The organism is Streptomyces sp. NPDC059443 (genome assembly GCF_042750105.1).
Taxonomy (GTDB): domain Bacteria; phylum Actinomycetota; class Actinomycetes; order Streptomycetales; family Streptomycetaceae; genus Streptomyces.
The window spans coordinates 175921-199818 of record NZ_JBHYVM010000005.1; the positions used below are offsets into that span (position 1 = coordinate 175921).

Sequence of the window (23898 nt, forward strand, 5' to 3'; positions counted from 1 at the left end):
GTATAAATCCCTCGCATTTGGGAGAAAGCGCATGGCGTACGACCCGAAGAAGAAGACCCAGCTCGAAACCGGTACCGATCTGACGGCCGCGCGCGAAGACCTCGCCGGCCGCGACGCGCTGGATCCGACGCCGAACACCGTCGCCGACATCCTCACGGACCGCGCCTCGTACGTGCCGCCGTACGGCTCCGCAGTGGTGCCGCCCGCCCCGCAGTGGTGGCAGTCGCAGGGGCCCGTCCCCAGGCCCGTCACGGGCGGCCAGGGGACTCCGCACGAGATCTCCCTGTCCTGGCGGTCCGGCATGGGCGCCATCGCCCCGAAGCCCGTCAACACCGGGTCCCGGGGCCTGAACTCGATCGGGATCCGCGAGCACCGGCTGTACGTGGGTGCGCCCGCTCCGGCCCCGGAGGACGGTTCGACGCCCGCGCCCGACAAGGTTCCGCCGCCCCCGGCCACGCCCACGATGACGGTGACCGGGCCCGAGGTGACCGCGCACTTCGCCGGGTACTGGCAACCGGCTGTCGACCCGGCCCCGCCGGTCTGGACGCCGATCGCGCCGAACCAGCTCTACGCGGTGCAGGTGTCGGCCGTGAGCACGGACGGGGTCGAAGGCCCGCGCAGCGAGATCCTGGTGGTCAACACGCACACCGTCCTGACCGCCGGGGAGCGTGACGACGTCGTTCCGCCGCTGGCGCCCCGGGACTTCCAGCTCCTGCGGATGCCGGACATGACGCTGCCCGCTCCGAAGGTGACGGTGTCGTGGCGCCAGATTCCTACGGCCACCTCCTATGAGGTGTACTCGAATGTGATCGGGACCGGGGCCGCTGCGATGGACACGACCAGGCCGGGCATGTTGACCGGGGATGTCCTGGTGGGGACCGTGACGCCCCCGGCGGACTTCAACTCGGTGGTCCAGTTCGACGTCCCGGTTACGGTGCCCAACCGGCAGCACACCATCAAGGTGAGGTCCAAGCGGGTGGCGACCCGGGCGGGCGAGGACGAGACGAAGTACAGCCCGTGCACGGAGCTGACCGTCCGCACGGCCGCGGCGGCGTAGGAGGCCCTGGTGAAGAAGCCCCTGCCGAAGACGACCGGTGAGCCCGCCACCCCTTCGGGCCGATTGAAAAAGTCGGCGCAGAAGGTGTTCAAGAAGGCCGATCCCGGGGCGGCGCAGGCTCAGCGCCGGGCGGCGGTCCGGCAGCGCTCGAAGGGGCGCTGAGCGTCATCTTCTACCACTTCCTTTTTCTGGCGATTGATCATGGATAGGAGGCAGTGGCCGGACGAAGGAGATCGTGATGGGTGTGTCGGTGAAGCCGAAGGACAGGATCTCGGAGGGCGCGGTGTCAACGGTGTTGTCGTTGCCGGGGCAGGCGCCGGGGACGTTCCAGGTCTGCGCGGTGGAGGCGCTGGCGGAGGTGCGGGTGCCTCCGATGGGTGCGGTGCTGCTGGGCTGGTTCCCGGTGCCGGCGGAGCTGGTGACGGACTCGGATCCGCTGGCGCATGCGCTGTGGTCTGCGGGTGGCTCCGTGGTGCGGGTGTCGCAGTACGGTCCGGCCCGTGGGTGAGGGCGGCGTCGCGACGGAGGACTGGTTGGCGCCCTTGCAGCTCGCCGCGCTGACGGCGGTCGAGCGCGTGATCGTGGACAAGGTGCTGCCTCCGTTCGCGATCGGTGAGGCGGTCGACGCGGTGATGGAGCGCTTCGGTGACCGGGTGTCGTACGAGCGGGCGGGTCAGGAGGTGTCGACGGCGCTGACGGGCTGGCTGGCGATGGCGCTGATGTACAACGCGCCGGACGCGGGGATCCCGTTCATCGAATCCCTGCGCAGGGAGATCCTGGGTATGAACACCGGTCCGCAGGGCGGTGCGCGCTAGCCCGACGCGGTGACCGCGTACATGACGGCGTCGGCCTGGACGTGTTCCTGGGTCATGCCGATGCGTTCGGCGACGGCCCGGGAGGCGGTGTTGTCGGGGTGGGGTGTGGCCTGGATGCGGGTGAGGCCGAGGGTGCCGAAGCCGTAGTCCATGAGGGCAGTGGCTGCGCGGGTGGCGTAGCCGTGTCCGCGGTGACCCGAATGGAGCATCCAGCCGAGGTCGCCGGTGCCGGGGGCGATGACGGCGAGGGTGACGCAGCCGACGAGCTGGCCGTGGTGTTCGATGCCGAGCCAGTATTTCGTGCGGGGGTCCTCGCGGGTGTTGGTCTCGTTGACGGTGAGGGCCTGCTGGACGAGGCCGGGTGAGGGTTCCAGCAGCCCCTGGTGCACGAGGTTTTCGGCGTGGAACCAGGGGTGTACTTCGGGGGCATCATTTACGTGCAGTTCCCGCAGTTTCACTTCTCCGGCGTGCAGTTCCACGTATTTCTTCTCCCCGGCGGCCTTTGCGCGGCCCGCCTACAATGAGATCTAGCGAACCTTATTCTCAACTCGTCGATTCCCAGAATCGCATTCGTCTCTTCCGGTTCGCCTTGAGCCGTCGAGGGAGAGATCGATGCCTGTTGTTGCTGCTGTGCCGCTGCTTGCCGAAGCTGCTGGTGCCGCTGGAGCCGGAGTTGCTGGTGCGGGTGCTGCCGAGGGTGCCGCGATGGGCGCGGGTGCTGCTGGTGCGGGTGCTGCCGGCGGTGAAGCTGCCGGTGGGGCTGGTTCGCTGTTGCGGGGCGGGACGATGGCCTCGCGGGTGATGAACGCCCAGCAGTTCGCGCACGGGTTCAGCGGGTCGGGCCACGGGGGGACCGCTCCCGAGCCTTCGACTCCGGGCCGCCTCAGCTCGACGGGGGGCTGAGTTATGGCGAGCCGGTTCGAGCATTTCATGGCCGGCGCGCTGGGTACGCCGGTGGGCCCTTCAGCGCAGGCAGTGTCTTCCCCGGCTCCCGTGTCCGGGGTGCAGTCGGCGATGGAGGCCGGTCGGCAGCGGGTGCAGGGCGCCCGGCAGGCCGGGCAGCAGCACGTCGAGCAGGTGCAGCAGATGGCCCTGTCGCACCCCGATGTCCAGCAGGCCGCGGCTGTTCGGGGCATGGCCGAGCAGTCTCACGATGTGGTGAGTGCCTCGCACACGGAGAACCGGATCTCGCACGCGCGTAACCGTGCGGCGGTGGGTGAGGCGAAGTCGGCGATGGAAGCGTCCCAGTCGAGCATGGGCCAGCACCGCCAGGCTGCCGCCTCAGCGCTCGGCGTGCCGGTGGGAACACCGATTCCCGGCTACCTGCATCAGAACAAGATGCGCACGGACCCGGCCTACAAGCAGGCCATCGAGTCGGGCGAGCAGGCTGCGGCGGAGCACTCGGCGGCGAAGAGCGCGCTCAAGGAGGCCAAGACCCGGGCCGCTCAGTCTGGCGCGGATATGGCGCGGTCGCAGGCTGACATGTTGCAGACGGGTGCGGCTCGTGCGTCGGCGGTGAACGCGCACAAGGAGGCCGAGGAGCGCGTGAAGCCGTTCGTGGAGGGTGCGAAGTCGCGGGCGGAGTCGGGTGTGCTGTCGGCTCAGCAGCAGGGCCAGGCGGACGTGGTCCAGGCCCGGCAGGATCATGCCGCAGCGGTGGAGGCCCACCGGGCGGATCAGCAGGAGCAGGCAGTAGCCGGGGCGAAGAAGCGGGCGCGTAACCGGCAGAAGGTGGCCGGTACGGGGCTGGCGATCTCCGCGCTGGAGGGTGTTTCCGCCGAGGGCCGACGGCAGCGGAGCATGCCGCGGTTGTCGACCACGTGGACGGGTGGTCGCTGATGGCCAGGCAGATCACGACGACGCCGGACGGGAAGGCGCCGGCTCCGGATTTGTCGCCGACGGTGAACCCGGGCTTCGACCGGCGGATCCGGGCGACGCCGATGACGCGGACGGAGCCTCCTAGAGGGTACATCGTCTCGGCAGACTACGGGGTGGGCACCGGAAAGGCGGCGCAGAAGGTCCGGGAGTCGAGGGTGAACTTCCTCTACAACCCGTCGGAGATTTCCGTCTCGCACACGGTGACGGCGTCGTCGGGGATCCTGCCGGCCGACGTGGTGTCGGACTACGACGTGACCCGGTACGTGGGCAAGTCGGGCGGCTCCATGTCGTTCAGTCTGATCTTCGACCGGTCGTACGAGACGACGGACGTGAACGTGATCAACTCGGCGGGGTGGGTGGGTGTCCATGCGGATGTGGCGGCGCTGTACGACCTGACGGGGATCAACGAGAGCCGTGTCCAGGTGTCGGGCTCCGATACTGGTGGGAGCCTCTTCGGCGGCGTCCTCGACCCGGCGCTCGACCTGCTCGACCCCGGTCGTGGAAGTGCCGGTCCGCCCATGGCGTCGATGCGGTACCGGGGTGTGATGACGATCCGGCCGGTGTACGTGGTGCTGACGGATCAGTGGGTGCCGCCCGTGTCGGGAGTTCCCAGCCGGACGGGCTCGATGCAGTGGTACGGCTACATCAGCAGCATGGACGTGACGTACTCGCACTGGTCGGAGCGGATGATCCCGATCCGGTGCGGGGTGCGCGTACAGATGCAGCTTCTCGTTGAGTATTCGGGTGTGGCATGACGACGTCGCCGCCGCCTCCGAACGGGGGGCACAACCCGCAGGTTGCTGGGGCCAATCAGCTCCAGGCGGGCCTGGACCGCCTGAACCGCACGGTCGCCCAGGCAGTGTCAATCCTCAACACCATGGTCGGGAGGTCGCAGCCGCAGGGCGGTTTCGGTCCCGCGCCCGCACCGTTCCATCCGGGCTCGCCGGTGGGCACGTCGGGCTTCGGCGGGCTTCCGACGATGTCGGGGGGCCAGGGGCAGTCGGGTCAGTGGGCGTCGTACGCGAATCAGCGGCAGACGATGACCAGGCCGACGATGAACATGACGTCGGGGGGCATTTGGGGACCGGGTTATCCGCCTGCGCCGGCTGGGCGTGCGCCGACGGGGTTCGGTCCGCCTCCGCCCGCGTTCGGTCCGTCGGGGCCTGGTGGTGGTCCTCCTTCCCGGTCCGGCCCGGGGCCGTCCAACGGTGGCACGCAGGGCGTGGGCTGGGAGATGGCGGGCCGGGCTGCCGGTGCGGCGTGGGGATCGTTCGACCAGGCGGCCACCAGCACCCTGTCGACGGCGGACGTGGCGGGGCAGTACGCGCGCTATGCGTCGATGGCGTCGCCGATGTCACCGGGCGGCGGTTCGTTCGCCGGTAACGCCCAGCGGATGTGGCAGGAGTCCAACCGGTTCGGCGTAGTCCGCAACGGTGCGTCGGTGGCTGAGCTGGGTCAGGCCCGGATGGGGATGCTCGGTCAGTATTCGTACGACGCGAACGCGGCGAACCGGGCGATGGGCGCGCTGAATCCGATGCTGACGGCGAACCCGAACCTGGGTCCGATGGCGTCGGCGCGGGCGACGGCGCAGTTCGGCAGTCCGCAGGCGTTCTGGGCGGGCCAGATGTACGGGGTCGACACGTTGCAGCGGGGCGGCAGGGGTGCGCAGGTCAATCCGCTGGAGGTGGGGCAGCAGTTCTTCAAGAACTCCCTGCGGCCCGGGATCAACTCGAACAGTCTCAGTCAGGCGCAGATCAATGCGTCGTTCGGACCGAGGTCAGGCTATACGCAGTCGTGGCTTGCGGCGGCCCGGGACATGGGCATCGACCCGGAGATCGCGACGGCGATCTCGAATACGAACCAGACGACGATGCAGTTGTCGGCGGCTTCGGGTGGAAAGTACACGCAGGATCAGGCGCGGAGTCTGCTGGAGCAGTCGGCGAAGACGTCCGCGCCCGCCGGGTCGGCCGAGTATAAGCAGGCGCAGAAGGCCCGTACGGAGCTGGCGCGGCTGAACAAGGGGCTGGGGAGTCCGATCGACCTCAAGGAGGCCGGGCAGAACCTGGAGCTGTCCCAGGAGTCGTCGTCCGTCGGTGCGACGCTCACGGCCCAGAAGAACTCCCTGTCGGAGCTGGTGAAGATCCGTGAGGGGTTCGATCCCCTGTTCAAGATCCTCAAGAAGGGTGAAGGGGCTCTCAAGGGGTTCCAGTCGGGCGGTGGCCTGGGCATGGCCGGCTCGCTGCTGGAGAACCCGGTCACCGGGCCGGGCCTCGTTGGTATGGGCACGGCGGTGGGCGGTCCCGGATTCGGTGGCCTGCTGGCCGCTGGCCGCACGATGCTCCAGGGCATGCTGGGCGGCGCCACGGTCCCCAAGCAGCCGGGGCAGGGCGAGGGAGGCAAGGAGGCCGGTCCGTCGCTGCCGTCGGCGAACACGGGCAGCATCCTGGACTTCGCCCGGAACCAGCTCGGCGACCGCTACGAGATGGGCGCTGAGGGTCCCGATGTGTGGGATTGCTCGTCGCTGGTTCAGGCCGCGTACAAGTCGGCGGGGATCAACTTGCCCCGGGTCACCTACGACCAGGTGAAAGAGGGCGCCGAGGTTCCGATGGACCAGCTCCAGCCCGGGGACCTCGTCTTCTACAAGGACAACTCGCACGTCGGTCTCTTCGCCGGGGGCAAGTCGGTCATCGAGGCAGCCAACCCCGGTGTCGGGGTCGTCGAGCGGCCCTGGCTGGGTCTGTTCGACCACGCACGTCGCATCGTGAACGGCTCGGTCAAGGCGACAAAGGACCTGTCGGGCAAGAGCAAGGACCCGACGAAGTCGTGGGCCGGCGGCGGGGGCGGTTTCGGGGGCAGCCGGGAGGCTGACGTCCTGGCGGCTCTGTTCAGCGGCGGCGGGGGCGCCGGTACGGCGCAGGTCGGATCTCGTACTCCGCAGTCGACGCAGAACGAGGAGGCGAAGAATCCCTCCCGCGGGAAGGACACCGTCTCCGACACCCGGGCGAACGTGGAGCTGGGCCGGAAACTGGCCGCTTCCTACGGGTGGAACGGCCCGGAGTTCGACGCGCTGTACAAGCTGTGGATGGGCGAGTCGAACTGGGATGCCAACGCGCTGAACGATTCCTCTGGCGCGTACGGGATCCCGCAGATCCTCCCCAGTGCGCACGGTCATCCCGTGGCTATGGGGGACGCGGAGGGCCAGATCAAGTGGGGTCTGGACTACATCAAGGGCCGTGAGGATTACGGATCCCCGTCGAAGGCGTACCAGAAGTGGCTCTCCCGTGATCCGCACTGGTACGCGGCCGGGGCCTGGAAGATCCCCGGCGACCAGGACGCGCGCTTGCACGCCGGAGAGATGGTGCTCGATTCCGGGCAGGCCGAGACGGTGCGGCAGGCGATCAGCGGGATGAACTCGCCGGTCGGGGGCGGGTCGGCGGTGAGTCCGACGATCAACTTCGGGCCGGTGACGATCAACATGCCGGCGGCGACGCAGGAAGGCGCCAAGAGTGCAGCCGAGCAGTTCGTCGCGTCCGTGGCGGCCGATCAGCGGATCAAGACGATGCTCGGAGGGTGGTGACCTGTGTCCTGGCGCAACGTGTATGCCCCGCATGTGCGGGTGAGGCTGCCGAGGGTTGATTCGAGGGACTGGGTTTCGGATCTGTCGGTCTACCTCTCCGAGGGCGCTCATCAGGTCGTCGAACTGACGGTGCAGCACGTCTACAACCCGCGGATTCCGGGCCCTCACTGGGACCTGAAATCGGGGGCCATGTGGCCGGACAACACGCCTGTCGCGTTGCGATGGGGCTGGTGGGCTGATGACTCCGCAAGCTTCTACGGGTACGTCGCTTCCGCGGAGGTGATTTCCACGGAGGATGCCCCACGGTACGGGCACGCGGTACAGGTTCCGGTGCGCTACGTCCTGGTCGGGGCGTCGATGCCGATGCAGACGCGCCAGAACCAGAACTGGCAGAACACCACGCTGTCCGCGGTGGCCCGGCAGATCGCCTCCGAGTACAACCTTGCTCCTCGGGTTCAGACCTCCCACATCAAGTTCGAGCAGCAGATGCAGGTCGCCTCGGACTGGGCCTTCTTGGCCGATCTTTCCGAGCAGATCGGTTACCGGCTGTTCGTGGACGGTACGACGTTGTGGTTCGTGGACCGGGGAACGGCGACGCCGACCTCGGACGGGACGATGCCGGTGTTCCATGCGGGCCGGGTTCCGGGCCCGGTCGACACCCTGCGCGACTTTCGTGCGGTGGTCGGTGACACCGACCCGGCCGGCGGGGTACGCGCCCGCTACCAGACCACCTCGTTGAACCGGCGTTCCGGGCAGATCGCGCAGGCCACCTACACCCAGCCGCGCAACAACCTTCCCGGTGGTCCGGTGGCGCCGCTGCTGAACCGCCAGTTCGACGACAGGCCCAGTCCGTCGTACGCGAAGGCCGAGTACAACCTGGCCTCCCAGGTGGAATGGCTGTGGGTGAACGCGAACGCCGTCACGAACGGCGATGCGAGGCTCAAGCCGGGGGTCGTCATCGCGCTGCGGGGGGCCGGGCTCGGGAAGGCGCACAACGGCTATTGGATGGTGCGCTCGGCGGTCCACAAGATGGAGGTCGACCACATCTATCCGGAGAAGACGAAGTACACGTGCGAGCTGGTCCTGGGCCGAAATCAGTCCGACCGCTTGGAGCTTCCCGTCCAGACTGAGCTTCCCAAGGCCGCGCCCACGACCCTGGTGAATGGCCGCTGGCGGGCCGTCTACACCTCGACGAACACGAGCCACGTGTCCCCGGCGAAAGCGACGGCCTGATGACCAGCTACCGGCAGACCGACTCGCGGGCGAGCGTCGCCACGGACCCGATTCGGAACTTCAAGTTCCACGTGGTGATCCAGGACGACGACGGCTCCAAGAGCATTCCGCAGCTCGGGTTCACCTCCGTGGCCGGCCTCGGCGTCAGCATCGACCCGATGCCGTACCAGGAGTCGGGCATGAACCTGTCTCCGCACAAGATGCCGCTCCAGGCCGATTTCAGCCCGGTCACCTTCACCCGCGGCATCGTCGTCGGCCACTACGACATCTACGACTGGATGCGCCGCGTCTTCGAGGTCATGCAGGGCCATGCCGGAAACAGCGCGGGAAGCAACTTCCGGCACATGGTCGACATCTTCGCGATCCAGCACCCCGTCACCACCCAGTACGCCCAGTACCGGGCCCAGTGGCGGCTCTACAACGCGTGGCCCGGCAGCATCGTCTTCGGCGACTTCGACGCGGCCGGAAACGGGGTACTCCTCCAGACCATGACGCTGTACCACGAGGGCTTCGACTTCATCCTCGACCCGTAGCCCCCACCCCCAGACCGCGCCCGGCAGCGCGAGGCTCTCTCCCCTTGCCCTGCCGGGCGCACACCATCCACGTACGCGAGGCGTGCGTAGCGACGATCCCGGCGCCGGTCGCCCTCACCGACCTGTACCCGGTGCTGGAGTAGTCGTGGCCCAGCGTTCCCCGGCTGGCGAGTACGCCGCCTCGATCACAGTCTCGTAGAAGTGCTACTGCTCTTCGTCGACTGACCTGTCGCCAGCCCGCGCTGATCGCCTCACGGAAGGCGGCGGGGCCACCTCCGGCGCGCTTGTTGTGCGCCGAAAGGGTGATGGAAAACGCAGGGTCCCTAAAAGCCTCCCGCGAGCCGCATTGCTCCCTCTGGATGATTCATTCATTCTTGTTTTCGCCACCGTTCTGGTGGGTGGGGGATCAGCAAGACAGAGAGCTTCATTCGGCGTCGCCTTCCCTACTTGTAGGCGCCTACCTTCTCCTGAGATCCCTATGTTGCCCCGGACGTCCCGGAGTCACCTCGAAACCTCCCGACGATGGGTGAGGTGTGTCCGAAATCAAGGGGGCGCCGTGACGCGTGCTGATCTGCTGTGGACCACTGCCGACGCCACTCCGGGGGCGGTGCGATGATGGCGGGCCTGGAGCGCCACCTTCGTCCTCAGGACGTTGCTCGACTCCTCGGCGTCTCGGTGAAGACGCTCGCCAACTGGCGTACCTCTCCTTGCCCCAAGGGCCCGCGGTGGATTCGGCTCGGCGCCGTGCACGGCCCGGTGCGGTATCCGGAGTCCGCGGTGCTCGATTTTCTCGCGGGTCGTGCCGGCGGGGAGGGCACCGACCGTGGAGGTGTCGCTCCTCCATCCGTTCCGGGCGTCCCTGCCGCCTCGCGTAGGCGCAGGTTGAAGCGCCCCAGCACGAAGGGGGTCTGATGGCCAAAGCATGGGTCGAAGACCGCTGGCACAAGAAAAAGGGCACGCCGACCGAACTGTGCCGCCAGCACAAGGGGGCCAAGCGCTACCGCGCCAAAGCCCACGGAATCGAAGCACAGTGGGAGGTCCGCGGATACGACGACCAGGGCAAGCCGCTACGCAAGGAGCGTCACGAGTCGTACGACGACGCGGAGGCCCGCGCGATCGAGCTGACGACGGAGATCACCTCGGGGCGTCACAGGCAGCAGCAGCAGGGCAAGATCCTGCTGCGCCGATACATCGAGGACGTGTACTGGCCGTCGGCCGAGATTCCGCCGGGGACGAGGGAGAGGACGTGGCAGCGGATCAGCTCGTCGATCCTGCCGCACCTCGGGGACCACGAGCTGCTGGATGTCGGGCCGGAGGAGCTGAATGCGTGGAAGGCGAAGCTCAGGGAGTCACTGGGGGCCGGGACTATCCGTACGACGTGGCAGAACCTGTCGACGATCCTCCAGGCCGCGCACGAGGCCGGGCGTATCCCGCGCAATCCGTGCCGGGGGCTGACGACGGCAAGGCCGCCGAAGAGGCCGCCGACGAACAAGACGGCCTGGTCGCAGGAGCGCTTCCGTGATGTGCGGATCGCGTTGCCGGACCGGTACCGGATGCTGGCGAACCTCGGGGTCGGCTCCGGGCTGCGGCAGGGTGAGGCGCTGGGCTGGAGCCCGGACGACCTGCGGGACGGCTGGCTGTATGTGGACCGGCAGCTCCAGGGCGTCGGCCGCCAGAAGTGGTTCAAGCTGCCGAAGCGCGACAAGACGCGGCGGGTGCCGGTGACGCCGGAGTTCGAGAAGGCGGTGTGGGAGTACTGCGAGGAGTTCCCGCCCGTCACGGTGACGCTGCCGTGGGTCAACCCGAGCGACCCCACGATGCCGATGCACAAGCGTCCGAAGGTGACGGTACGGCTGCTGACGACGACGGCCTACTCCAACCCGATCAGCCACACGTCGTGGAACCTGGAGATCTGGAAGGCGGCGCTGGAAGAGGCCGGGGTCGTCGAGCGTCTGTACCGCGAAGACGGGACTCCGCGGGACGCCTTCACGGAGCCGGGCGAGCACGGTTTCCACGTGCTGCGGCACACCTTCGCGTCGGTGCATCTCGGGGCCGGCGAGGCGCCCACGACGGTGGCGGAGTACATGGGCGACACGGTGGCGACGGTGCTGCGCTACTACGCGCACTTCATCCCGGATGCTGGCGGTCGCGGACTCGAAGCGATGGGCAACTTCATGTCCTTGGCGGCCTGACTCCATCTCAACTCGCGGCGATAGGTGCGCCGGACGAGGCTGACGTGGCATCATCCGCTTCATGACCAACGCACTGATGGAGCACACAGCCGGAGAGGCGCCCCGTGGAACGGGTGCCCTCCTGAGCATGTGCCCGATTGAGTGCCCGGTTGAGACTGATGCAGTGCCCTCACCTGCGGAAACGCGGTCTGGAGCCCCTTACCAGAGGAAGGGGTTGGACCAGCCGCCGGTCCAGACGGTGGGGAAGGGCGCGGCGATGCCCGCGAGGCGGCCGTCGACGGAGATCCGGACCTCGCGGTACGGGCCGTCGGCCGCCTTGCAGGAGTACGGGGCCGGGTCCGGGGTGGTCATGTACCAGAACTCCTCGCAGCCGCCGCCGGAGCCCGTGGCGTAGACCTCGGCGAGCAGTCGCTCGGTGTTGCGCGGGAGGGTGACGGCCGGGGTGGTGAGCGGCAGGACTCGGTCCGGTACGGGGTTGGTGGCGGGGTGACCGGGGCCGGGGTGACCGGGGCCGGGGTGGCTTTCGGCCGCCGCGTAGAAGGTGAGGGTGACCTTGACTTCGATGACGCCGGTGTAGGTGTCGTTGACGACGTTGCCGATGAGCATCTCGACGGGCTGAGGGTGGCTGAGGGTTTCGCGGTAGTGGGTGACGTCCTTCTCCACTGACCAGGCGATGCCCTCCGGCGACGGCTCGGGGGTGGAGGTGTGGAACATCTCGACGCCGCCGACGGTGAGGTGGCCGAGCCGGTCGAACTGGCGGCCCTTGACCTTGCCGTCGAGGCGGAGCACCACCTTCGCCCAGTCGGCCGTTCCGCACGCGGTGGGCGGTACGTAGCTGCCTCGGTAGGGGGTGAAGTCGCGGAACTGGGCTTCGGCGAGGGTCACCTGGCAGGACCGGGTCGCGGGGTGGGCCACGGGCGGGGCGGGGGTGAGGGGGTCGTGCCAGTCCGTTCCGAACTCGGCGGGCGGCGGCTCCGTACCGGGTACCGCCGGTGAGGGGGCGGCCTGCGCGGGGACGGTCTGCGCGGAGGTGGCCTGCGCGGAGGTGGCCCGTGAGGAGGTGGCCCGTGAGGAGGTGGCCGTTGCTTGCGTGCCGCCGGGTTCGGCCGCCGCTGCCGGGCCCGCGGCGGCGAGGGTGGCCGCCGCGAGGGTCAGCGCGCCGAGCGCGCCCATGATCCTGTGTCGTCTCATGGGCCCGCAGTGAAACCCGGCCCCGGACCGGGCGCCAGGGCGGCTCGGCCGCCCTGGCCGGATCTCACCGTCGGCCGTCCACGTCCCCACCGTGCCGCACTCCCCCGGCCACTGCCGGGTCCAGTCGGCCCGCGCCGCCGTAGGCGCGGGCGAAGACCGCGCCCTCCGGACCGGGAACGGACAGGAGGGCGAGCCGTTCACGGCGCAGCCGGAGGCCGAAGGCGGACTCCCCCGCGTTCCCCGGCGGAAGGTGCAGCAGCTCCAGCAGCCGGTCGGAGAACTCCTGCGTGGTCCAGGCATCCTGATGCCGACGCCGTCCATATCCGGCCAAAGCGTCCTCGTCACCGTCGCGGTGGTAGCGCAGCAGGCTGTCCGCGAGGTCGGCGACATCGGCCACGGCCAGGTTGAGCCCCTTGGCTCCGGAGGGTGTCAGCACGTGCGCCGCGTCCCCGGCCAGCAGCAGCGGGCCCGCCTGTACGTGGTCCCGGACCCGGCCCCGCAGTCGCAGCATGCCGACCTCGGTCAGCCTGCCCGGCCGGGGGTCCCCTGCCTCCGGCCGCAGCCCGAGCCGCAGCGACAGCTGCTCGCGGATGCGCGGCTCGGGCCACTCCGGGAGCTCCGCGTCCGGCGCCACCTGGAGGTAGAACCGTGCCAGCCTGGGCGTGCGGGGCATCATCCCGGCGAACCCCGCTTCGTGGAGCGCGTACCGGATGCCTTCCACGGGACGGTCCACCTCGGCGAGCACGGTCAGCCAGTCGTACGGGTAGCGCCGTTCGACGGCTCCGTCCAAGTCGGCGGGGAACGAGCCCGCGACCGTGCTGCGCGGGCCGTCACAGCCCACGACGTGGTCGGCCTCCAGGACATCGTCCCGGCAGCGGACGAGCGGGCGGGGGCCCGAGGTGTCGACATCGAGGACGGGGCAGTCGAACCGCACCGCGCCACCCGCCTCCTCCAGTGAGGCGATCAGGTCGCGGACCAGGAACTGCTGCGGATACACCCAGTGCCCGGCTCCGCCGGACAGCTCCCCGTACGGGATGTGGATCCGCTCCCCGAGGCACACGAACTCGCACCATCCGTGCCGGCCGCCCTCGGCGAGCAGCCGGTCGGCGAGGCCCTGGTCGCGCAGGTACTCGACCACCCGGTGCTCGATCAGGCCCGCGCGGGCCTGCTGCTCCACCTCGGCCCGGCCGGAGCGTTCCCGGACCTCGACGCAGACACCGGCCCGGTGGAGCACATTGGCCAGGACCAGGCCGGCGGGCCCCGCGCCGACGACGGCCACCTGTACGCGGCGCCGGGGCGCGCTCACGCCCGGCCTCCCGACTGCTGTCGCAGCTGCCGGGCGACCGCGCTGTCCTCCGTCTCCCACCAGGGGCGTACGAGGTCCGGGTCCTGGGGCCGTCCCGGCGCGGCCGCCGCGGGCGTGAGCTCGGCGTCCAGACGGCGGTCCAGCACGACCCGCTGCGCCCGCTCGGTCCGTACCCACTGGGCCAGGATCACGAGCAGGAACGGCACCGACACCAGTTCGGCGGTGGCGAGCATCGCGCCGCCTCCGAGCTGCTGGTCCTGGTGGATCTCCGGAGCCCACGACGGCGCGTGGTGCAGGTACCAGGCCCCGGCGATCAGGGTGCCGTGGGTCATCACCACCAGCCCCGGCACGGCATCGACGACCCCGTCGAGGAACACCAGGCCCGCCCGGACCGGGTGGGTGCACCAGGCGGGCAGAGCCTGCTCGTGCGTGAGGACAGGGATGACGAACAGGCTGCCGGTGAGGAGCAGTTGGAGGTACATCAGCTCGTGGAGCCAGCTGTTGCCCAGGGCGGTCTCGAAATACGGGGTGAAGTACACCGTGAGCTCGGTCGCGAGGACGAGGACCGTGCTGACCAGGGGGAACGTGAACAGCCGTACCAGGCGTCCGGTCATCACCCGTCCCACCCGCGACGCGGCACGCTCGGGCAGGGCGCGTACGGCCAGCTGCAACGGGTCGCCCAGCGCCAGGCCGAGCGGCGCTATGAGGTCCAGGAGTACGTTCTGGAGCGCGGCCGGCCAGAACAGCGCGCGGTCGTACACGGCGAGCGCGGACATCGTCGCCACGGCGATGGTGCCGAGGCCGAGCAGCACGAAGGCCGCGGTACGGGCAGCGGGCCAAGCCTCGCCCCGGCGCCTCAGCCGCAGCAGGCCCCAGGCGTACAGCCCTCCCAGGGCGGCGATCAGGAGCAGCGCGGGCACGTCCGGTTCCCACGAGGACAGGAACCGTCCCACCGTGAGTTCCGGCAGGCTCCGCACCGCGCCGTCATTCAGCGATATCTCGAACATTCGGCTTATCTTCCTCCTCCCCCCGCGACGCCGACGGAACCGGGGTCGGTCCGGCTGCGTCCAAGCCCCGGCCGGGTGGCTCCGTACGGGAGGTCGTCGCATGCGTGGGCGGACAGGTGTGGTGCTCGCGGTACTGCTGGCCACGGCCGGTTGCGGTGCGGGCACGGGCACGGGCTCGGGTACGGCGGATCACGTGCCGAGCGCGACGAGGACGGGATCGCTGTCCGAGGCCGGCTGTGTGAACGGCGGCAAGGTGGTCCTCACGGCGGACGACAACGGCCGTCGGGTCTGCCTGGACGTGCACGGCACGGTGCGGGTTTCGCTTCCCGATGCCGGCGGCGCGCCGGTGACCGTGTCGGGGACCGCGCTGGCCGCGGTCTCGGATCGCGTCTTCGAAGGCGTGTCGGCGGGCCGGGCGGTTCTGACGACGGCGGTTCGGAACTGTCCCGAGTCTGCCGCGCCCGGCTCGATGAGCTGTACGGCGATCTCGCGCTGGCAGGTCACCGTGGACGTCGGCTGAACGGGGGCGGCGGGGGCCGCACACCGGGCGGGCAGGCGTGCGGGGGGGGGGGGGGGGGCGCCGGCCGCGCGGGGGGGGGGGGGGGCGCCCCCCCCGCGCCCCCGGCGCGCCCCCCCCCCCCCCGCCCCTCACCGAGCGGTCGGGTGGATCAGCTGATGGTGAGTGCGGTGTCGTCGATCACGAACGAGGTCTGCAGGCTGGAGTCCTCGGTGCCGTTGAACTTGATGGTCACCGTCTGCCCCGCGTACGAGGACAGGTCGAAGGTCTTCTGCGCGTAGCCGGTGTTCTTGTTGAGGTTGGAGTAGGAGGACAGGGTGGTGGAGTTGGCCGTCACCGTGAGCTTGTCGTAGGCCGTGGCGGTGGTCGTCTCCGCGGTGTCGATGTGCAGGTAGTAGCTGAGGGTGGCGTGGCAGCCGGCCGGGATGGTCACCGACTGGGAGAGCGAGTCGGTGTGGGTGGTGCCGTAGCCGTTGAGCCAGGCCTTCCAGGAGCCGGTGCGGGCGGCCTCGCTGCTGCTGTTGTCGACCACGCCCGAGGTGGCGGTCCAGGGGCTGGCGCTGCCGGTCTCGAAGCCCTGGTTGCCCAGGAGCTGGGCCGGGGTGCAGCCGCCGCCCACCGGGGTGACGGTCCAGGTGAAGGAGGTGCTGCCGCTCGCGTTGGTGGTGTCCTTGGCGGTGACCGTCACGCCGTAGCTGCCCGCGCTGGTCGGCGTACCGCTGATCAGGCCGCTGGAGGCGTTGATGGACAGGCCGGCCGGGAGCCCGGTGGCGCTGTAGGTGAGGGTCTGGCCGCTGGCGGAGTCGGTGGCCTGGATCTGGAGGGAGGCGGCCGTGTTGACGGTGCTGGACTGGTTGCCGGGGCTGCTCACGGTGACGGTGTTCCCGCCGGTGGAGCCGCCGGTGAAGGCCGCGGTGCCGTTGGGCGTGCCGAGACCGGTCGGGCCGTCGTAGCCGGACTTGGCGGTGCAGAGGTAGCTGCCGCTGCAGGAGCCGTTGGCGCCGCTGGTCACGTCGTTGAGCGACGCGGTGTGGGCGTAGGGGTACGACGAGGGGTAGCTGCCTGCTGCCGGGGTTCCGGCCAGGGCGTAGACGGAGGCGATGATCGGCGCCGAGGCGCTGGTGCCGCCGTAGACGTTCCAGCCGCTCGCCTGGTAGCTGTCGTAGACGGCCAGGCCGGTGGCCGGGTCGGCGACCGCCGAGACGTCGGCGACAGTGCGCTTGGCGCAGCCGCTGTCGGTCTGCCAGGACGGCTTGGTGGTGAAGCCCGAGCAGCCGGAGCCTGCGCCGTTGCCGCCCGCGCTGCTGCCCCAGACGGATTCGGACCAGCCGCGTGAGCTGCTGTCACGCTTCAGCGAGGTACCGCCGACCGAGGTGACGTACTGGGAGGCCGCCGGGTACTCGACCCCGTAGCCGCTGTCACCGGAACTGACGGTGATGGCGACGCCCGGGTGGTTGAAGTAGGAGGCGTCGGAGCTCGGGTCGGTGGAGTCCTCGCCGCCGCCGTAGCTGTTGGAGACGTACTTGGCCCCCATGGTCACCGCGCGGTTGACGGCGGTGCCCAGGTCGGCCATGGAGGGCTGGTTCGCCTCGACGAGCAGGATGTGGCACTGCGGGCAGACGGCGCTGACCATGTCCACGTCGAGGGAGATTTCACCGGCCCAACCGGAGTCCGCGGTCGGGTAGCTGGTGCCGCCGTTCTGGTCCACCTTCTTGAAGCAGCCGTTGGCCGTGGTACAGGCCGGCAGGCCGTACTGGGAGCGGTACGTCGCCAGGTCGGACTCGGCGTTCGGGTCGTCGTACGCGTCGATGATGGCGACCGTCGCGCCGGCGCCGGCCGAGGCCGACAGGGCGTACGCGCTCTGCAGGTCGGAGGGCCCGAACCCGGACGGGAGCAGGTTGGGCGCGAGGCTGAGCTGCTGCTTGAGGTCCGTGCGGGCGAGCGCGTGGCAGGCCATGTAGCCGGCCTTGGTCGGCTCCGAGCAGAGCCGCTGGGTGTGCGCGGCCGTGGAACCGGAGGCGGTGGACGCGGCGGGTGCGCTGGAAGAGCTGGACGGGGAGGCGACTGCCAGGCTGCCGCCGGTTATCAGGGCCACCACCGAGAGTAAGGCGGTGGCGCCGCTACGGGTCAGTCGTCTGGCGCGCCGGGACGTGGTCGATTGCAATGAACGGCCCTCCATGGGGGGTTGACTCCCCGCGACGTGGGATGACGTCGATGACGGGCATGCGACTGACATACGCCAGGCATATGACAGGTACATGACACATCAAGGAGCGGCGCCGCGGGCTGGCGAGTGGCACGGATTCATTGGTGCGGACTGCCACCACGCGCAGTGGTGGCCACCGCAGAACGTAGTGACGAGTGGGCCCAAGGGAATACCCCCTGAGGGCAAAGGCTTGCTTTCGGTATGTGATCTACGGGTATACCTTGTGCTGCCATGGAGTTGGACGACAGCGCGGTCAACGACCTGGTCGCATTGGGGCTGCCCCGGTACGAGGCACGGGTCTACCTCACCTTGGTCACGCGCGCGTCCTACACCGCGGCGGAGGTGGCGCGCGCCGCCGACGTGCCGCGCCAGCGCGTGTACGACGTACTGGACTCGCTCGTCCGACGGCGGCTCACGGTCATGCGCCCCGGACGGGTGGCCACCTTCTCCGCCGTGGCGCCCGAACTCGCTCTCGCCCGACTGATGGCCCTCCAACGGGAGTCCCTGGAAAGGCTGAACGCGGTGTCGGCGGCGCTCGCCACCGCCCTGCTGCCGGTCTGGTCCGCCGGCCGGACGCACACCGACCCGCTCGACTACATCGAGGTGCTGCGCGACCCCAAGGCGATCGCCGAACGGTTCGCGAGCATCCAGGGGCAGGCCGCGCACGAACTCCTCAGCTTCTGCAAGCCCCCGTTCGTCGCGCCCGCCGCCAACAACGAGGGCATCGCGGCCGTCCGCAGGCTGCGCCGGTCCGGTGGCACCGCCCGCGCCGTCTACACGCACGACGCACTCGACGACGGTCAAGTCCTGGAGAACGTGCGCCGCTTCGGCGAAGCGGGCGAGGAGGCCCGCTTCGCGCCGGCGCTCCCGCTGAAGCTGGTCATCGCCGATGCCTCTCAAGTCCTGTGCGACATGCCCGACCCCGTCGCCGGCACCCGGGCCACCACCGCCCTCTACATCGAACACCCCGCGCTCGCAACCTGCTTGAGGATCGCGTTCCAGGCCGTTTGGGACCAGGCCCAGTCCGGACGGACCCAGGGGGAGCAATGAATCACCGCTCGGGCCGTGTACTCGCCATGACCGTCACCGCGTTGATCGGCCTGGCCGGTTGCGGCAGCGGCAAGCCCCTCGACGGCCCCGCGCCCGAGTCCCGCCCGTCCGCCGTACCCGAGTACGTTGCCGCCTACCGTGCCGGATACACCGCCGGCAAGGCCGTCTACGACTCCTCGGGCAAGGGGGCGGCCGTGCGCGAGACCGTATGGGGCGGTTGTACCCGCCGCGCCCTGGAGGCCGGCAGCGCCGCCGAGACGGACCGCGGCTCCTGGGTGCGGGGCTGCCACAACGGCGTCGCCAACGCCCCCGAGCAGCTGCCCACCGGCCCCATGACCAAGCGGACCACGGATGCGGAAATGCTGGAGCGGTTCCGCGCCTGGGCTCGTGCCAAGGGCATGGCCGCGCAAGTCGACCACGTCCGCGTGCTGGCCACGGCCCAACTGACCGATCACGACTACGACGTCGAGTTGAGCACGGACTACCCGGCCGGGTCCGAAGACCCTGGACCTGATTCGCTCGCGCGGAGCTTCGTCGAGTCGTGGGACGGCGATCACGGCCGGGCCGGAACCGCCAGGAACGTCCTGGTCCTCGGGGTGGACGGAAAGAGGCTGGCCGCGCAGCGCGTCTGAGCCGGCCGCGCGGCCCGACGGCGCCGCGGATCCGGTGTTCGGGCCGAACAGGGGGACCCGCCACGTCAAGACGGGGGCATCAGGCGCCAGACTCCCGCTGTGGCCTGGCGGTTCGTGCTGTCATATGCTCGGCCTTTGTGGTCTCGCATGCACATCACGGAACAACCTCTTCGGCTCTCACCCGTCTGAACGTCAATGCCGCACGTCGGCTCGGCGTACCCCCGGACGGCTACGCGCACATGCTGGGCCTGAAACCCGAACACCTCAACGACGACCTGTGCCGGACTCCCGCGGCCACGAGCATCCGCATCGCGGAACTGTCGACCGTCCACGCGCCCTGGACCGAGGTGTCCCTGCTGCTGGCCGAGCAGTCGACCCTCGGCGCCCTCGGGGTCTGGGACTACCTGATCACTTCCGCGCCCACTCCGCTCGAAGGGATCCGGGACGCCTCCGCCTACATCGGCAGCGTCGCCGACGCCGGCACCGAGACGGTCCACGTCGCCGAGGACGGCGAACAAGTCACGATCAGCCACCTCAACGGCTCCGATCTGACCCACGAGGCGGCCTGCGCGATCCTCGCCTACGCGCTCGCCCTGTACCAGCGGCGCCTCGGCGAAGCCGCACGGCGCCGCCTCGTTCCGATCCGAGTCACCCTGGCGGCCAAAGCACCCCGCCGGCACGAAGCCCTGACCGAGCTGTACGGCACCCGCGCCATCGAGTTCGAGGCCCCGGTCAGCTCGATCACCTTCCTCGCCGGTGATCTGAAGGCCCCGACACCCCACGCCCAGCCCGGCCTGTCCACCGTGCTCCGCAGGCACGCCGAGCAGAACCTCGCCGACGCGATCCCGCTGCACAGCTGGCTGGACCTCTTCCGCACCGCCCTGGCCTCCCTGCACCACGAGGCCACGCCGACGCTGCCCGACGTGGCGCGGCGCATGGCGATCAGCACGCGGACCCTCCAGCGGCGCCTCGACGAGCACGCCACCACGTGGACCACCGAGGTCGAGACCCTGCGCCGGACGCACATCACGCGGCTGCTCCACGACACCGACCTCAGCATCGACGCGATTGCCGCCCGAAGCGGTTACGCCGACGCCCGCGCCCTGCGCCGGGCGGTCCAGCGGTGGTACGGCACCACACCGGCCGCCCTCCGCCGCACCCTTTAGGGGCTAGGCCGACGGCTGCCACAGCTCGACCCGGTTGCCCTCGGGATCGGTGACCCAGCCGAACCGGCCGACACCCTCCATGTCCTGGGTCTCCTCGGCCACGTCCGCGCCCTTGGCCCGCAGTTGCGCGAGCATCGCGTCCAGGTCGCGGACACGGAAGTTGAGCATCGTCTGCTGGGCGCGGGAGCCGAAGTACTCCGTCCCGGACTCGAAGGTCGCGAACACCGTCGGTCCGGCTTCCTGACGCCACAGGCCGTTCTCATCGGCGTCCAGACCCAGGCAATCCCGGTACCAGGCACCCAGCGCCACCGGATCTGCGGCCCTCATGAAGTACCCGCCGACTCCAAGCACACGTTCCATGCCGCCATCTTGCCAGGGCCGCGGTGCCGGCCGCCCCGGCAACACCTCACTGGCTCCGGCGGGTGTTGAGGCGGGCGGCCTGGCGGTTCAGGTGGTCGCGCTCGGCGAGGTTGGCGGCCTTGTGGGCCGCTTCGGCGTACAGGCGTGCCGCCGTCGCCAGGTCGCCGTCGCGCTCGTGGAGGTGGGCCGCCACCGCCGTGTGACGAGGCAGGGACTCGTCCAGCGCCGCGAGCGCCGCCAGGCCGGCCCGCGGTCCGTCCGCCTCGCCGACGGCCACCGCACGGTTGAGCCGGACGACCGGGCTGTCGGTCAGGCGCGCGAGCTCGTCGTACCACTCCACGATCTGTACCCAGTCGGTCTCCTCGGCGGTGGGCGCGTCGGCGTGGAGCGCCGCGATGGCGGCCTGGGCCTGGAACTCGCCCAGCCGGTCGCGGGCGAGGGCCGCCCGCAGGATGTCGACGCCCTCGGCGATCGAGCCGGTGTCCCACCGGCCGCGGTCCTGCTCGGCGAGCGGCACCAGACTGCCGTCGGGCGCGGTCCGGGTGGCACGCCGGGCGTGGTGGAGCAGCATGAGGGCGAGCAGCCCCGCCACCTCGGGGTGGTCGATCGCCGCCGCGAGCTGCCGGGTGAGACGGATGGCCTCCGCGGCGAGGTCGACGTCACCGGAGTAGCCCTCGTTGAAGACCAGGTAGAGGACGCGCAGCACCGTGGCGACGTCCCCGGGCTCGTTGAGCCGTACGCCGGCCACGGTCCGCTTGGCCCGGCTGATGCGCTGCGCCATGGTCGCCTCGGGGACCATGTAGGCCTGGGCGATCTGGCGGGTGGTGAGCCCGCCGACGGCGCGCAGCGTGAGCGCGACGGCGGAGGACGGCGTCAGCGACGGGTGCGCGCACAGGAAGTAGAGCTGGAGGGTGTCGTCGACCGCGGGAGCGGGCCCGGGGGCCGGTTCCTCGTCCACGCGGTCCTCGCGCCGGCGCCGGGCGGCGTCCGACCGGGTCGCGTCGAGGAACCGGCGCCAGGCGACGGTGACCAGCCAGCCCTTCGGATCTCGTGGCGGTTCGGCCGGCCAGACGCGGACCGCCTCGACCAGCGCGTCCTGTACGGCGTCCTCGGCCGCCGCGAAGTCGGCTCCGCGGCGGACGAGGATCCCGAGCACGCTCGGCGTGAGGCTCCGGAGCAGGGCCTCGTTCACGGGAGGGGTCACTCCGTGACGGTGGGGGGCGCGGCCAGGAACGGGCGCACCTCCAGCCATTCGTGGATCGGCTTCCCGCCGGCCCCGGGGGCGGCGGACAGTTCCCCGGCCAGCTCGACGGCGCGCTCGTAGCCGTCGACGTCGATCACCATCCAGCCCGCGATGAGGTCCTTGGTCTCGGCGAACGGTCCGTCGGTGACCGGCGGGCGGCCCTCGCCGTCGTACCGGACCCATGCCCCCTCGGGGGCGAGCGCCTGGCCGTCGACGAACTCGCCGGTCTTCTCCAGCCGGTCCGCAAAGTCCTGCATGTACTGGACGTGCGCCGTGATCTCCTGCGGCGTCCACTGGTCCATCGGGACGTCGTTCGCCGGAGCCGGGGCGCCGCGGTAGTGCTTGAGCAGCAGGTACTTGGCCATGATGGTTCTCCTCGGTGCGGATGCGGCCCATTCTGGCCGCGTTCACTACGGGGACGGAGCCCGGCACGGGTTCTCGACATCGTCGGCCGAAGTTTTTTTCTCCGGCAGGAGAACGGTCAGAGTTTGCGGGTTCCGCGCCAGGTCCAGCCGGAGCCGACGGCGGTTTTCCGCAGCGGATTCCTCATGTCCCGGGTGTCCAGGCCGAACGTCTCCACCTTGCGCCGGCGTCCGTCGGGTCCCCGCTCGAACGTCCACTCCTTCTGCACGTGGTGGCCGGGTCCGCGACCGTGTTCGCGCTGCACGACGCGGCCGGGCGGGCCGCCGGCCCGGGTCACCGCCCATTGCTCGCCCATGGCCCGCACCTCGCGTTCCCCGGGGAGCAGCCGCATCCAGATCTTGAAGGTCCGCTCCACCTGCCGACGGGTCAGGCCGGAGCCCGTCGGGGGTTCCAGCACCTTCCACTCCGCCACCAGGTGGGCCGCCCCTTCGCCGTCGGCCTCGCGCACGGTGAACGGCACGTCCGTACCGTTCACCGCGAGCAGTGCGGCCCGTAGCTCCTGGGCGGATATCGCCGTGGCACCACCGTCCGGGCGCATCGTGCCCGTGTACTTGTCCCAGAGCCGCCCCATCGTGAGCCTCCTTCCAAGGAATTGCAGCAGTCGGACCAGCCGGTGCTCAGGCTCGGGCGGTTCCGCGGAACGCCTCGGCGTTCTCCGCGGTCCATTGCCGGAACGTCCTGGCCGGGGCGCCGGTGATCCGGGAAACGGTATCGCGTACGGCGAGCAGCTCCTCGTTGACGTCGCCTCCCGTCACGTCGAGCACCGCGTCCGCGGCCTCGTCTCCCAGGAAGGCCGCCAGCTGCCCGTGGGCCTCCTCGCGGCTGATCCGGGCGAACGGCACTTCCCGTCCCAGCGCTTCCGCGATGGCCCCGACCTGCTGCCGGGCCGTGATCCGCTCCGGTCCGGTCAGTGCGTACGTACGCTCGCGGTGGCCCGGCTCGGTCAGGGCGGCCCGAGCCACGGAGGCGATGTCCGCGGGGTGGATGGTGGGAAGGCCGGTGTCCGCGTAGGGCACGCGGACCTCGCCGTGCTCGCGGATGGTTCCCGCCCACCACAGGGCGTTGGAGGCGAACTGCGTCGGCCGCAGGATCGTCCAGGCCATCCCGCTGTCCTTGAGCAGCTGCTCGACGGCCAGGTTCTCTTGGGCGGGGCCCAGATGCGGATGGGTCCGGGCCGTGATGGACGACACCAGCACCACGTGTTCTACGCCTGCCTGCCGGGCGGCCTCAAGGATCTCGGCGTCGGAGCCCAGGCGCGACACGAGGAACAGCGAACGCACCCCCTCCAGCGCGGGCTTCAGCGAGGCCGTCCGGGCGAAGTCGCCCTCGACGGCTTCGACTCCTTCCGGAAACGCGGTTCTCGCGGTGTCACGCGTGAGCGCCCTCAACGGTCCGGCGCCGGAGTCCTGGAGCTCCCTCACGAGCGCGCTTCCTATGTTTCCGGTGGCGCCGGTCACGAGGATCATCGGTCTTCTCCTGCCGTCAGGTGGTGATCAACTAGCCCTGACGGTA

General features: G+C 70.2%; 23 protein-coding genes and 1 pseudogene. 14 read left to right on the plus strand and 10 right to left on the minus strand.

The annotated features are described in order from the left end of the window. The first annotated feature begins 31 nt into the window (after positions 1 to 31). From ACFXDJ_RS06950 to ACFXDJ_RS06965, 4 genes are all read left to right on the plus strand, one after another. Positions 32 to 1057, plus strand: coding sequence for a hypothetical protein (locus tag ACFXDJ_RS06950; protein WP_384848210.1), 1026 nt, complete (start codon positions 32 to 34; stop codon positions 1055 to 1057). 9 nt (positions 1058 to 1066) lie between these two features. After that, positions 1067 to 1219, plus strand: a complete 153-nt coding sequence (locus ACFXDJ_RS06955; protein ID WP_384848213.1) for a hypothetical protein — start codon at positions 1067 to 1069, stop codon at positions 1217 to 1219. 76 nt (positions 1220 to 1295) lie between these two features. Beyond that, positions 1296 to 1565, plus strand: coding sequence for a hypothetical protein (locus ACFXDJ_RS06960; RefSeq protein WP_384848216.1), 270 nt, complete (start codon positions 1296 to 1298; stop codon positions 1563 to 1565). Beyond that, complete coding sequence (locus ACFXDJ_RS06965; protein ID WP_384848219.1) at positions 1558 to 1872, plus strand: hypothetical protein; 315 nt, start codon at positions 1558 to 1560, stop codon at positions 1870 to 1872. The genes ACFXDJ_RS06960 and ACFXDJ_RS06965 overlap by 8 nt, the downstream gene beginning before the upstream one ends. Here ACFXDJ_RS06965 and ACFXDJ_RS06970 read toward each other — a convergent pair. After that, the gene (locus ACFXDJ_RS06970; RefSeq protein WP_384848222.1) at positions 1869 to 2351 is read right to left on the minus strand and encodes a GNAT family N-acetyltransferase; all 483 of its coding nucleotides are present in this window, start codon (positions 2349 to 2351) and stop codon (positions 1869 to 1871) included. The two genes, ACFXDJ_RS06965 and ACFXDJ_RS06970, sit on opposite strands and share 4 nt — an antisense overlap. Before the next feature lie 427 nt (positions 2352 to 2778). Between ACFXDJ_RS06970 and ACFXDJ_RS06975 the strand changes: the two genes are divergently transcribed. The 6 genes from ACFXDJ_RS06975 (at position 2779) to ACFXDJ_RS07000 (ending at position 11285) form a co-directional block, all read left to right on the plus strand. Then, positions 2779 to 3711, plus strand: a complete 933-nt coding sequence (locus ACFXDJ_RS06975) for a hypothetical protein (protein WP_384848225.1) — start codon at positions 2779 to 2781, stop codon at positions 3709 to 3711. Then, the gene (locus ACFXDJ_RS06980) at positions 3711 to 4505 is read left to right on the plus strand and encodes a hypothetical protein (RefSeq protein WP_384848228.1); all 795 of its coding nucleotides are present in this window, start codon (positions 3711 to 3713) and stop codon (positions 4503 to 4505) included. Before ACFXDJ_RS06975 ends, ACFXDJ_RS06980 begins: the two co-directional genes overlap by 1 nt. Before the next feature lie 554 nt (positions 4506 to 5059). Next, positions 5060 to 7327 carry a C40 family peptidase gene (locus tag ACFXDJ_RS06985; RefSeq protein ID WP_384848230.1) on the plus strand — a complete coding sequence of 756 codons (2268 nt, stop codon included), beginning with the start codon at positions 5060 to 5062 and terminating at the stop codon, positions 7325 to 7327. Positions 7328 to 7330: 3 nt separating this feature from the next. After that, a complete protein-coding gene (locus ACFXDJ_RS06990; protein WP_384848233.1) occupies positions 7331 to 8560 on the plus strand; it encodes a phage late control D family protein in 1230 nt (409 codons plus the stop codon). Continuing rightward, positions 8560 to 9093, plus strand: a complete 534-nt coding sequence (locus ACFXDJ_RS06995) for a phage tail protein (RefSeq protein WP_384848236.1) — start codon at positions 8560 to 8562, stop codon at positions 9091 to 9093. The genes ACFXDJ_RS06990 and ACFXDJ_RS06995 overlap by 1 nt, the downstream gene beginning before the upstream one ends. Positions 9094 to 10004: 911 nt before the next feature. Beyond that, complete coding sequence (locus ACFXDJ_RS07000) at positions 10005 to 11285, plus strand: tyrosine-type recombinase/integrase (RefSeq protein WP_384848239.1); 1281 nt, start codon at positions 10005 to 10007, stop codon at positions 11283 to 11285. A gap of 201 nt (positions 11286 to 11486) precedes the next feature. On the opposite strand, the pseudogene ACFXDJ_RS07005 reads toward ACFXDJ_RS07000, so the two are convergent. From ACFXDJ_RS07005 to ACFXDJ_RS07015, 3 genes and pseudogenes are all read right to left on the minus strand, one after another. Then, positions 11487 to 12251, minus strand: a pseudogene (locus tag ACFXDJ_RS07005) (peptide-N4-asparagine amidase); the annotation flags it as partial. A 289-nt stretch (positions 12252 to 12540) separates the two neighbouring features. Beyond that, positions 12541 to 13782, minus strand: a complete 1242-nt coding sequence (locus ACFXDJ_RS07010; RefSeq protein ID WP_384653303.1) for an FAD-dependent monooxygenase — start codon at positions 13780 to 13782, stop codon at positions 12541 to 12543. After that, a complete protein-coding gene (locus ACFXDJ_RS07015; RefSeq protein WP_384653305.1) occupies positions 13779 to 14789 on the minus strand; it encodes a cytochrome c oxidase assembly protein in 1011 nt (336 codons plus the stop codon). Before ACFXDJ_RS07015 ends, ACFXDJ_RS07010 begins: the two co-directional genes overlap by 4 nt. A 100-nt stretch (positions 14790 to 14889) precedes the next feature. On the opposite strand from ACFXDJ_RS07015, the gene ACFXDJ_RS07020 reads away from it, so the two are divergent. Next, positions 14890 to 15309, plus strand: coding sequence for a hypothetical protein (locus ACFXDJ_RS07020; RefSeq protein ID WP_384848242.1), 420 nt, complete (start codon positions 14890 to 14892; stop codon positions 15307 to 15309). Between the two features lie 148 nt (positions 15310 to 15457). Here the strand turns inward: ACFXDJ_RS07020 and ACFXDJ_RS07025 are convergent, their stop codons facing one another. Then, entirely contained in the window at positions 15458 to 17485 is a 2028-nt protein-coding gene (locus ACFXDJ_RS07025) for a putative Ig domain-containing protein (RefSeq protein ID WP_384658411.1), read from the minus strand. A 258-nt stretch (positions 17486 to 17743) separates the two neighbouring features. Between ACFXDJ_RS07025 and ACFXDJ_RS07030 the strand changes: the two genes are divergently transcribed. The 3 genes from ACFXDJ_RS07030 (at position 17744) to ACFXDJ_RS07040 (ending at position 20360) form a co-directional block, all read left to right on the plus strand. Beyond that, the gene (locus ACFXDJ_RS07030) at positions 17744 to 18562 is read left to right on the plus strand and encodes a TrmB family transcriptional regulator (protein ID WP_384848245.1); all 819 of its coding nucleotides are present in this window, start codon (positions 17744 to 17746) and stop codon (positions 18560 to 18562) included. Continuing rightward, the gene (locus ACFXDJ_RS07035; RefSeq protein WP_384658406.1) at positions 18559 to 19194 is read left to right on the plus strand and encodes a hypothetical protein; all 636 of its coding nucleotides are present in this window, start codon (positions 18559 to 18561) and stop codon (positions 19192 to 19194) included. The genes ACFXDJ_RS07030 and ACFXDJ_RS07035 overlap by 4 nt, the downstream gene beginning before the upstream one ends. A gap of 137 nt (positions 19195 to 19331) precedes the next feature. Continuing rightward, entirely contained in the window at positions 19332 to 20360 is a 1029-nt protein-coding gene (locus ACFXDJ_RS07040) for an AraC family transcriptional regulator ligand-binding domain-containing protein (protein ID WP_384848248.1), read from the plus strand. 3 nt (positions 20361 to 20363) lie between these two features. On the opposite strand, the gene ACFXDJ_RS07045 is transcribed toward ACFXDJ_RS07040, so the two are convergent. The 5 genes from ACFXDJ_RS07045 to ACFXDJ_RS07065 form a co-directional block, all read right to left on the minus strand. Continuing rightward, positions 20364 to 20720, minus strand: coding sequence for a VOC family protein (locus tag ACFXDJ_RS07045; protein ID WP_384658401.1), 357 nt, complete (start codon positions 20718 to 20720; stop codon positions 20364 to 20366). 46 nt (positions 20721 to 20766) lie between these two features. After that, complete coding sequence (locus tag ACFXDJ_RS07050) at positions 20767 to 21912, minus strand: RNA polymerase sigma factor (protein WP_384658414.1); 1146 nt, start codon at positions 21910 to 21912, stop codon at positions 20767 to 20769. 8 nt (positions 21913 to 21920) lie between these two features. Next, a complete protein-coding gene (locus ACFXDJ_RS07055) occupies positions 21921 to 22328 on the minus strand; it encodes a YciI family protein (protein ID WP_384658399.1) in 408 nt (135 codons plus the stop codon). 116 nt (positions 22329 to 22444) lie between these two features. Beyond that, the gene (locus ACFXDJ_RS07060; protein ID WP_384658396.1) at positions 22445 to 22957 is read right to left on the minus strand and encodes a hypothetical protein; all 513 of its coding nucleotides are present in this window, start codon (positions 22955 to 22957) and stop codon (positions 22445 to 22447) included. Positions 22958 to 23003: 46 nt separating this feature from the next. Then, complete coding sequence (locus ACFXDJ_RS07065) at positions 23004 to 23852, minus strand: NAD(P)H-binding protein (protein ID WP_384658394.1); 849 nt, start codon at positions 23850 to 23852, stop codon at positions 23004 to 23006. Between the last annotated feature and the right edge of the window lie 46 nt (positions 23853 to 23898).

Bases quoted from the DNA above. Each gene is read 5' to 3' on its own strand.
- ACFXDJ_RS06950 (WP_384848210.1), top strand. From the start codon at position 32: ATGGCGTACGACCCGAAGAAGAAGACCCAGCTCGAAACCGGTACCGAT.
- ACFXDJ_RS06960 (WP_384848216.1), top strand. From the start codon at position 1,296: ATGGGTGTGTCGGTGAAGCCGAAGGACAGGATCTCGGAGGGCGCGGTG.
- ACFXDJ_RS06975 (WP_384848225.1), top strand. From the start codon at position 2,779: ATGGCGAGCCGGTTCGAGCATTTCATGGCCGGCGCGCTGGGTACGCCG.
- ACFXDJ_RS06980 (WP_384848228.1), top strand. From the start codon at position 3,711: ATGGCCAGGCAGATCACGACGACGCCGGACGGGAAGGCGCCGGCTCCG.
- ACFXDJ_RS06995 (WP_384848236.1), top strand. From the start codon at position 8,560: ATGACCAGCTACCGGCAGACCGACTCGCGGGCGAGCGTCGCCACGGAC.
- ACFXDJ_RS07000 (WP_384848239.1), top strand. From the start codon at position 10,005: ATGGCCAAAGCATGGGTCGAAGACCGCTGGCACAAGAAAAAGGGCACG.
- ACFXDJ_RS07015 (WP_384653305.1), bottom strand. From the start codon at position 14,789: ATGTTCGAGATATCGCTGAATGACGGCGCGGTGCGGAGCCTGCCGGAA.
- ACFXDJ_RS07020 (WP_384848242.1), top strand. From the start codon at position 14,890: ATGCGTGGGCGGACAGGTGTGGTGCTCGCGGTACTGCTGGCCACGGCC.
- ACFXDJ_RS07025 (WP_384658411.1), bottom strand. From the start codon at position 17,485: ATGGAGGGCCGTTCATTGCAATCGACCACGTCCCGGCGCGCCAGACGA.
- ACFXDJ_RS07030 (WP_384848245.1), top strand. From the start codon at position 17,744: ATGGAGTTGGACGACAGCGCGGTCAACGACCTGGTCGCATTGGGGCTG.
- ACFXDJ_RS07035 (WP_384658406.1), top strand. From the start codon at position 18,559: ATGAATCACCGCTCGGGCCGTGTACTCGCCATGACCGTCACCGCGTTG.
- ACFXDJ_RS07045 (WP_384658401.1), bottom strand. From the start codon at position 20,720: ATGGAACGTGTGCTTGGAGTCGGCGGGTACTTCATGAGGGCCGCAGAT.
- ACFXDJ_RS07055 (WP_384658399.1), bottom strand. From the start codon at position 22,328: ATGGCCAAGTACCTGCTGCTCAAGCACTACCGCGGCGCCCCGGCTCCG.
- ACFXDJ_RS07060 (WP_384658396.1), bottom strand. From the start codon at position 22,957: ATGGGGCGGCTCTGGGACAAGTACACGGGCACGATGCGCCCGGACGGT.
- ACFXDJ_RS07065 (WP_384658394.1), bottom strand. From the start codon at position 23,852: ATGATCCTCGTGACCGGCGCCACCGGAAACATAGGAAGCGCGCTCGTG.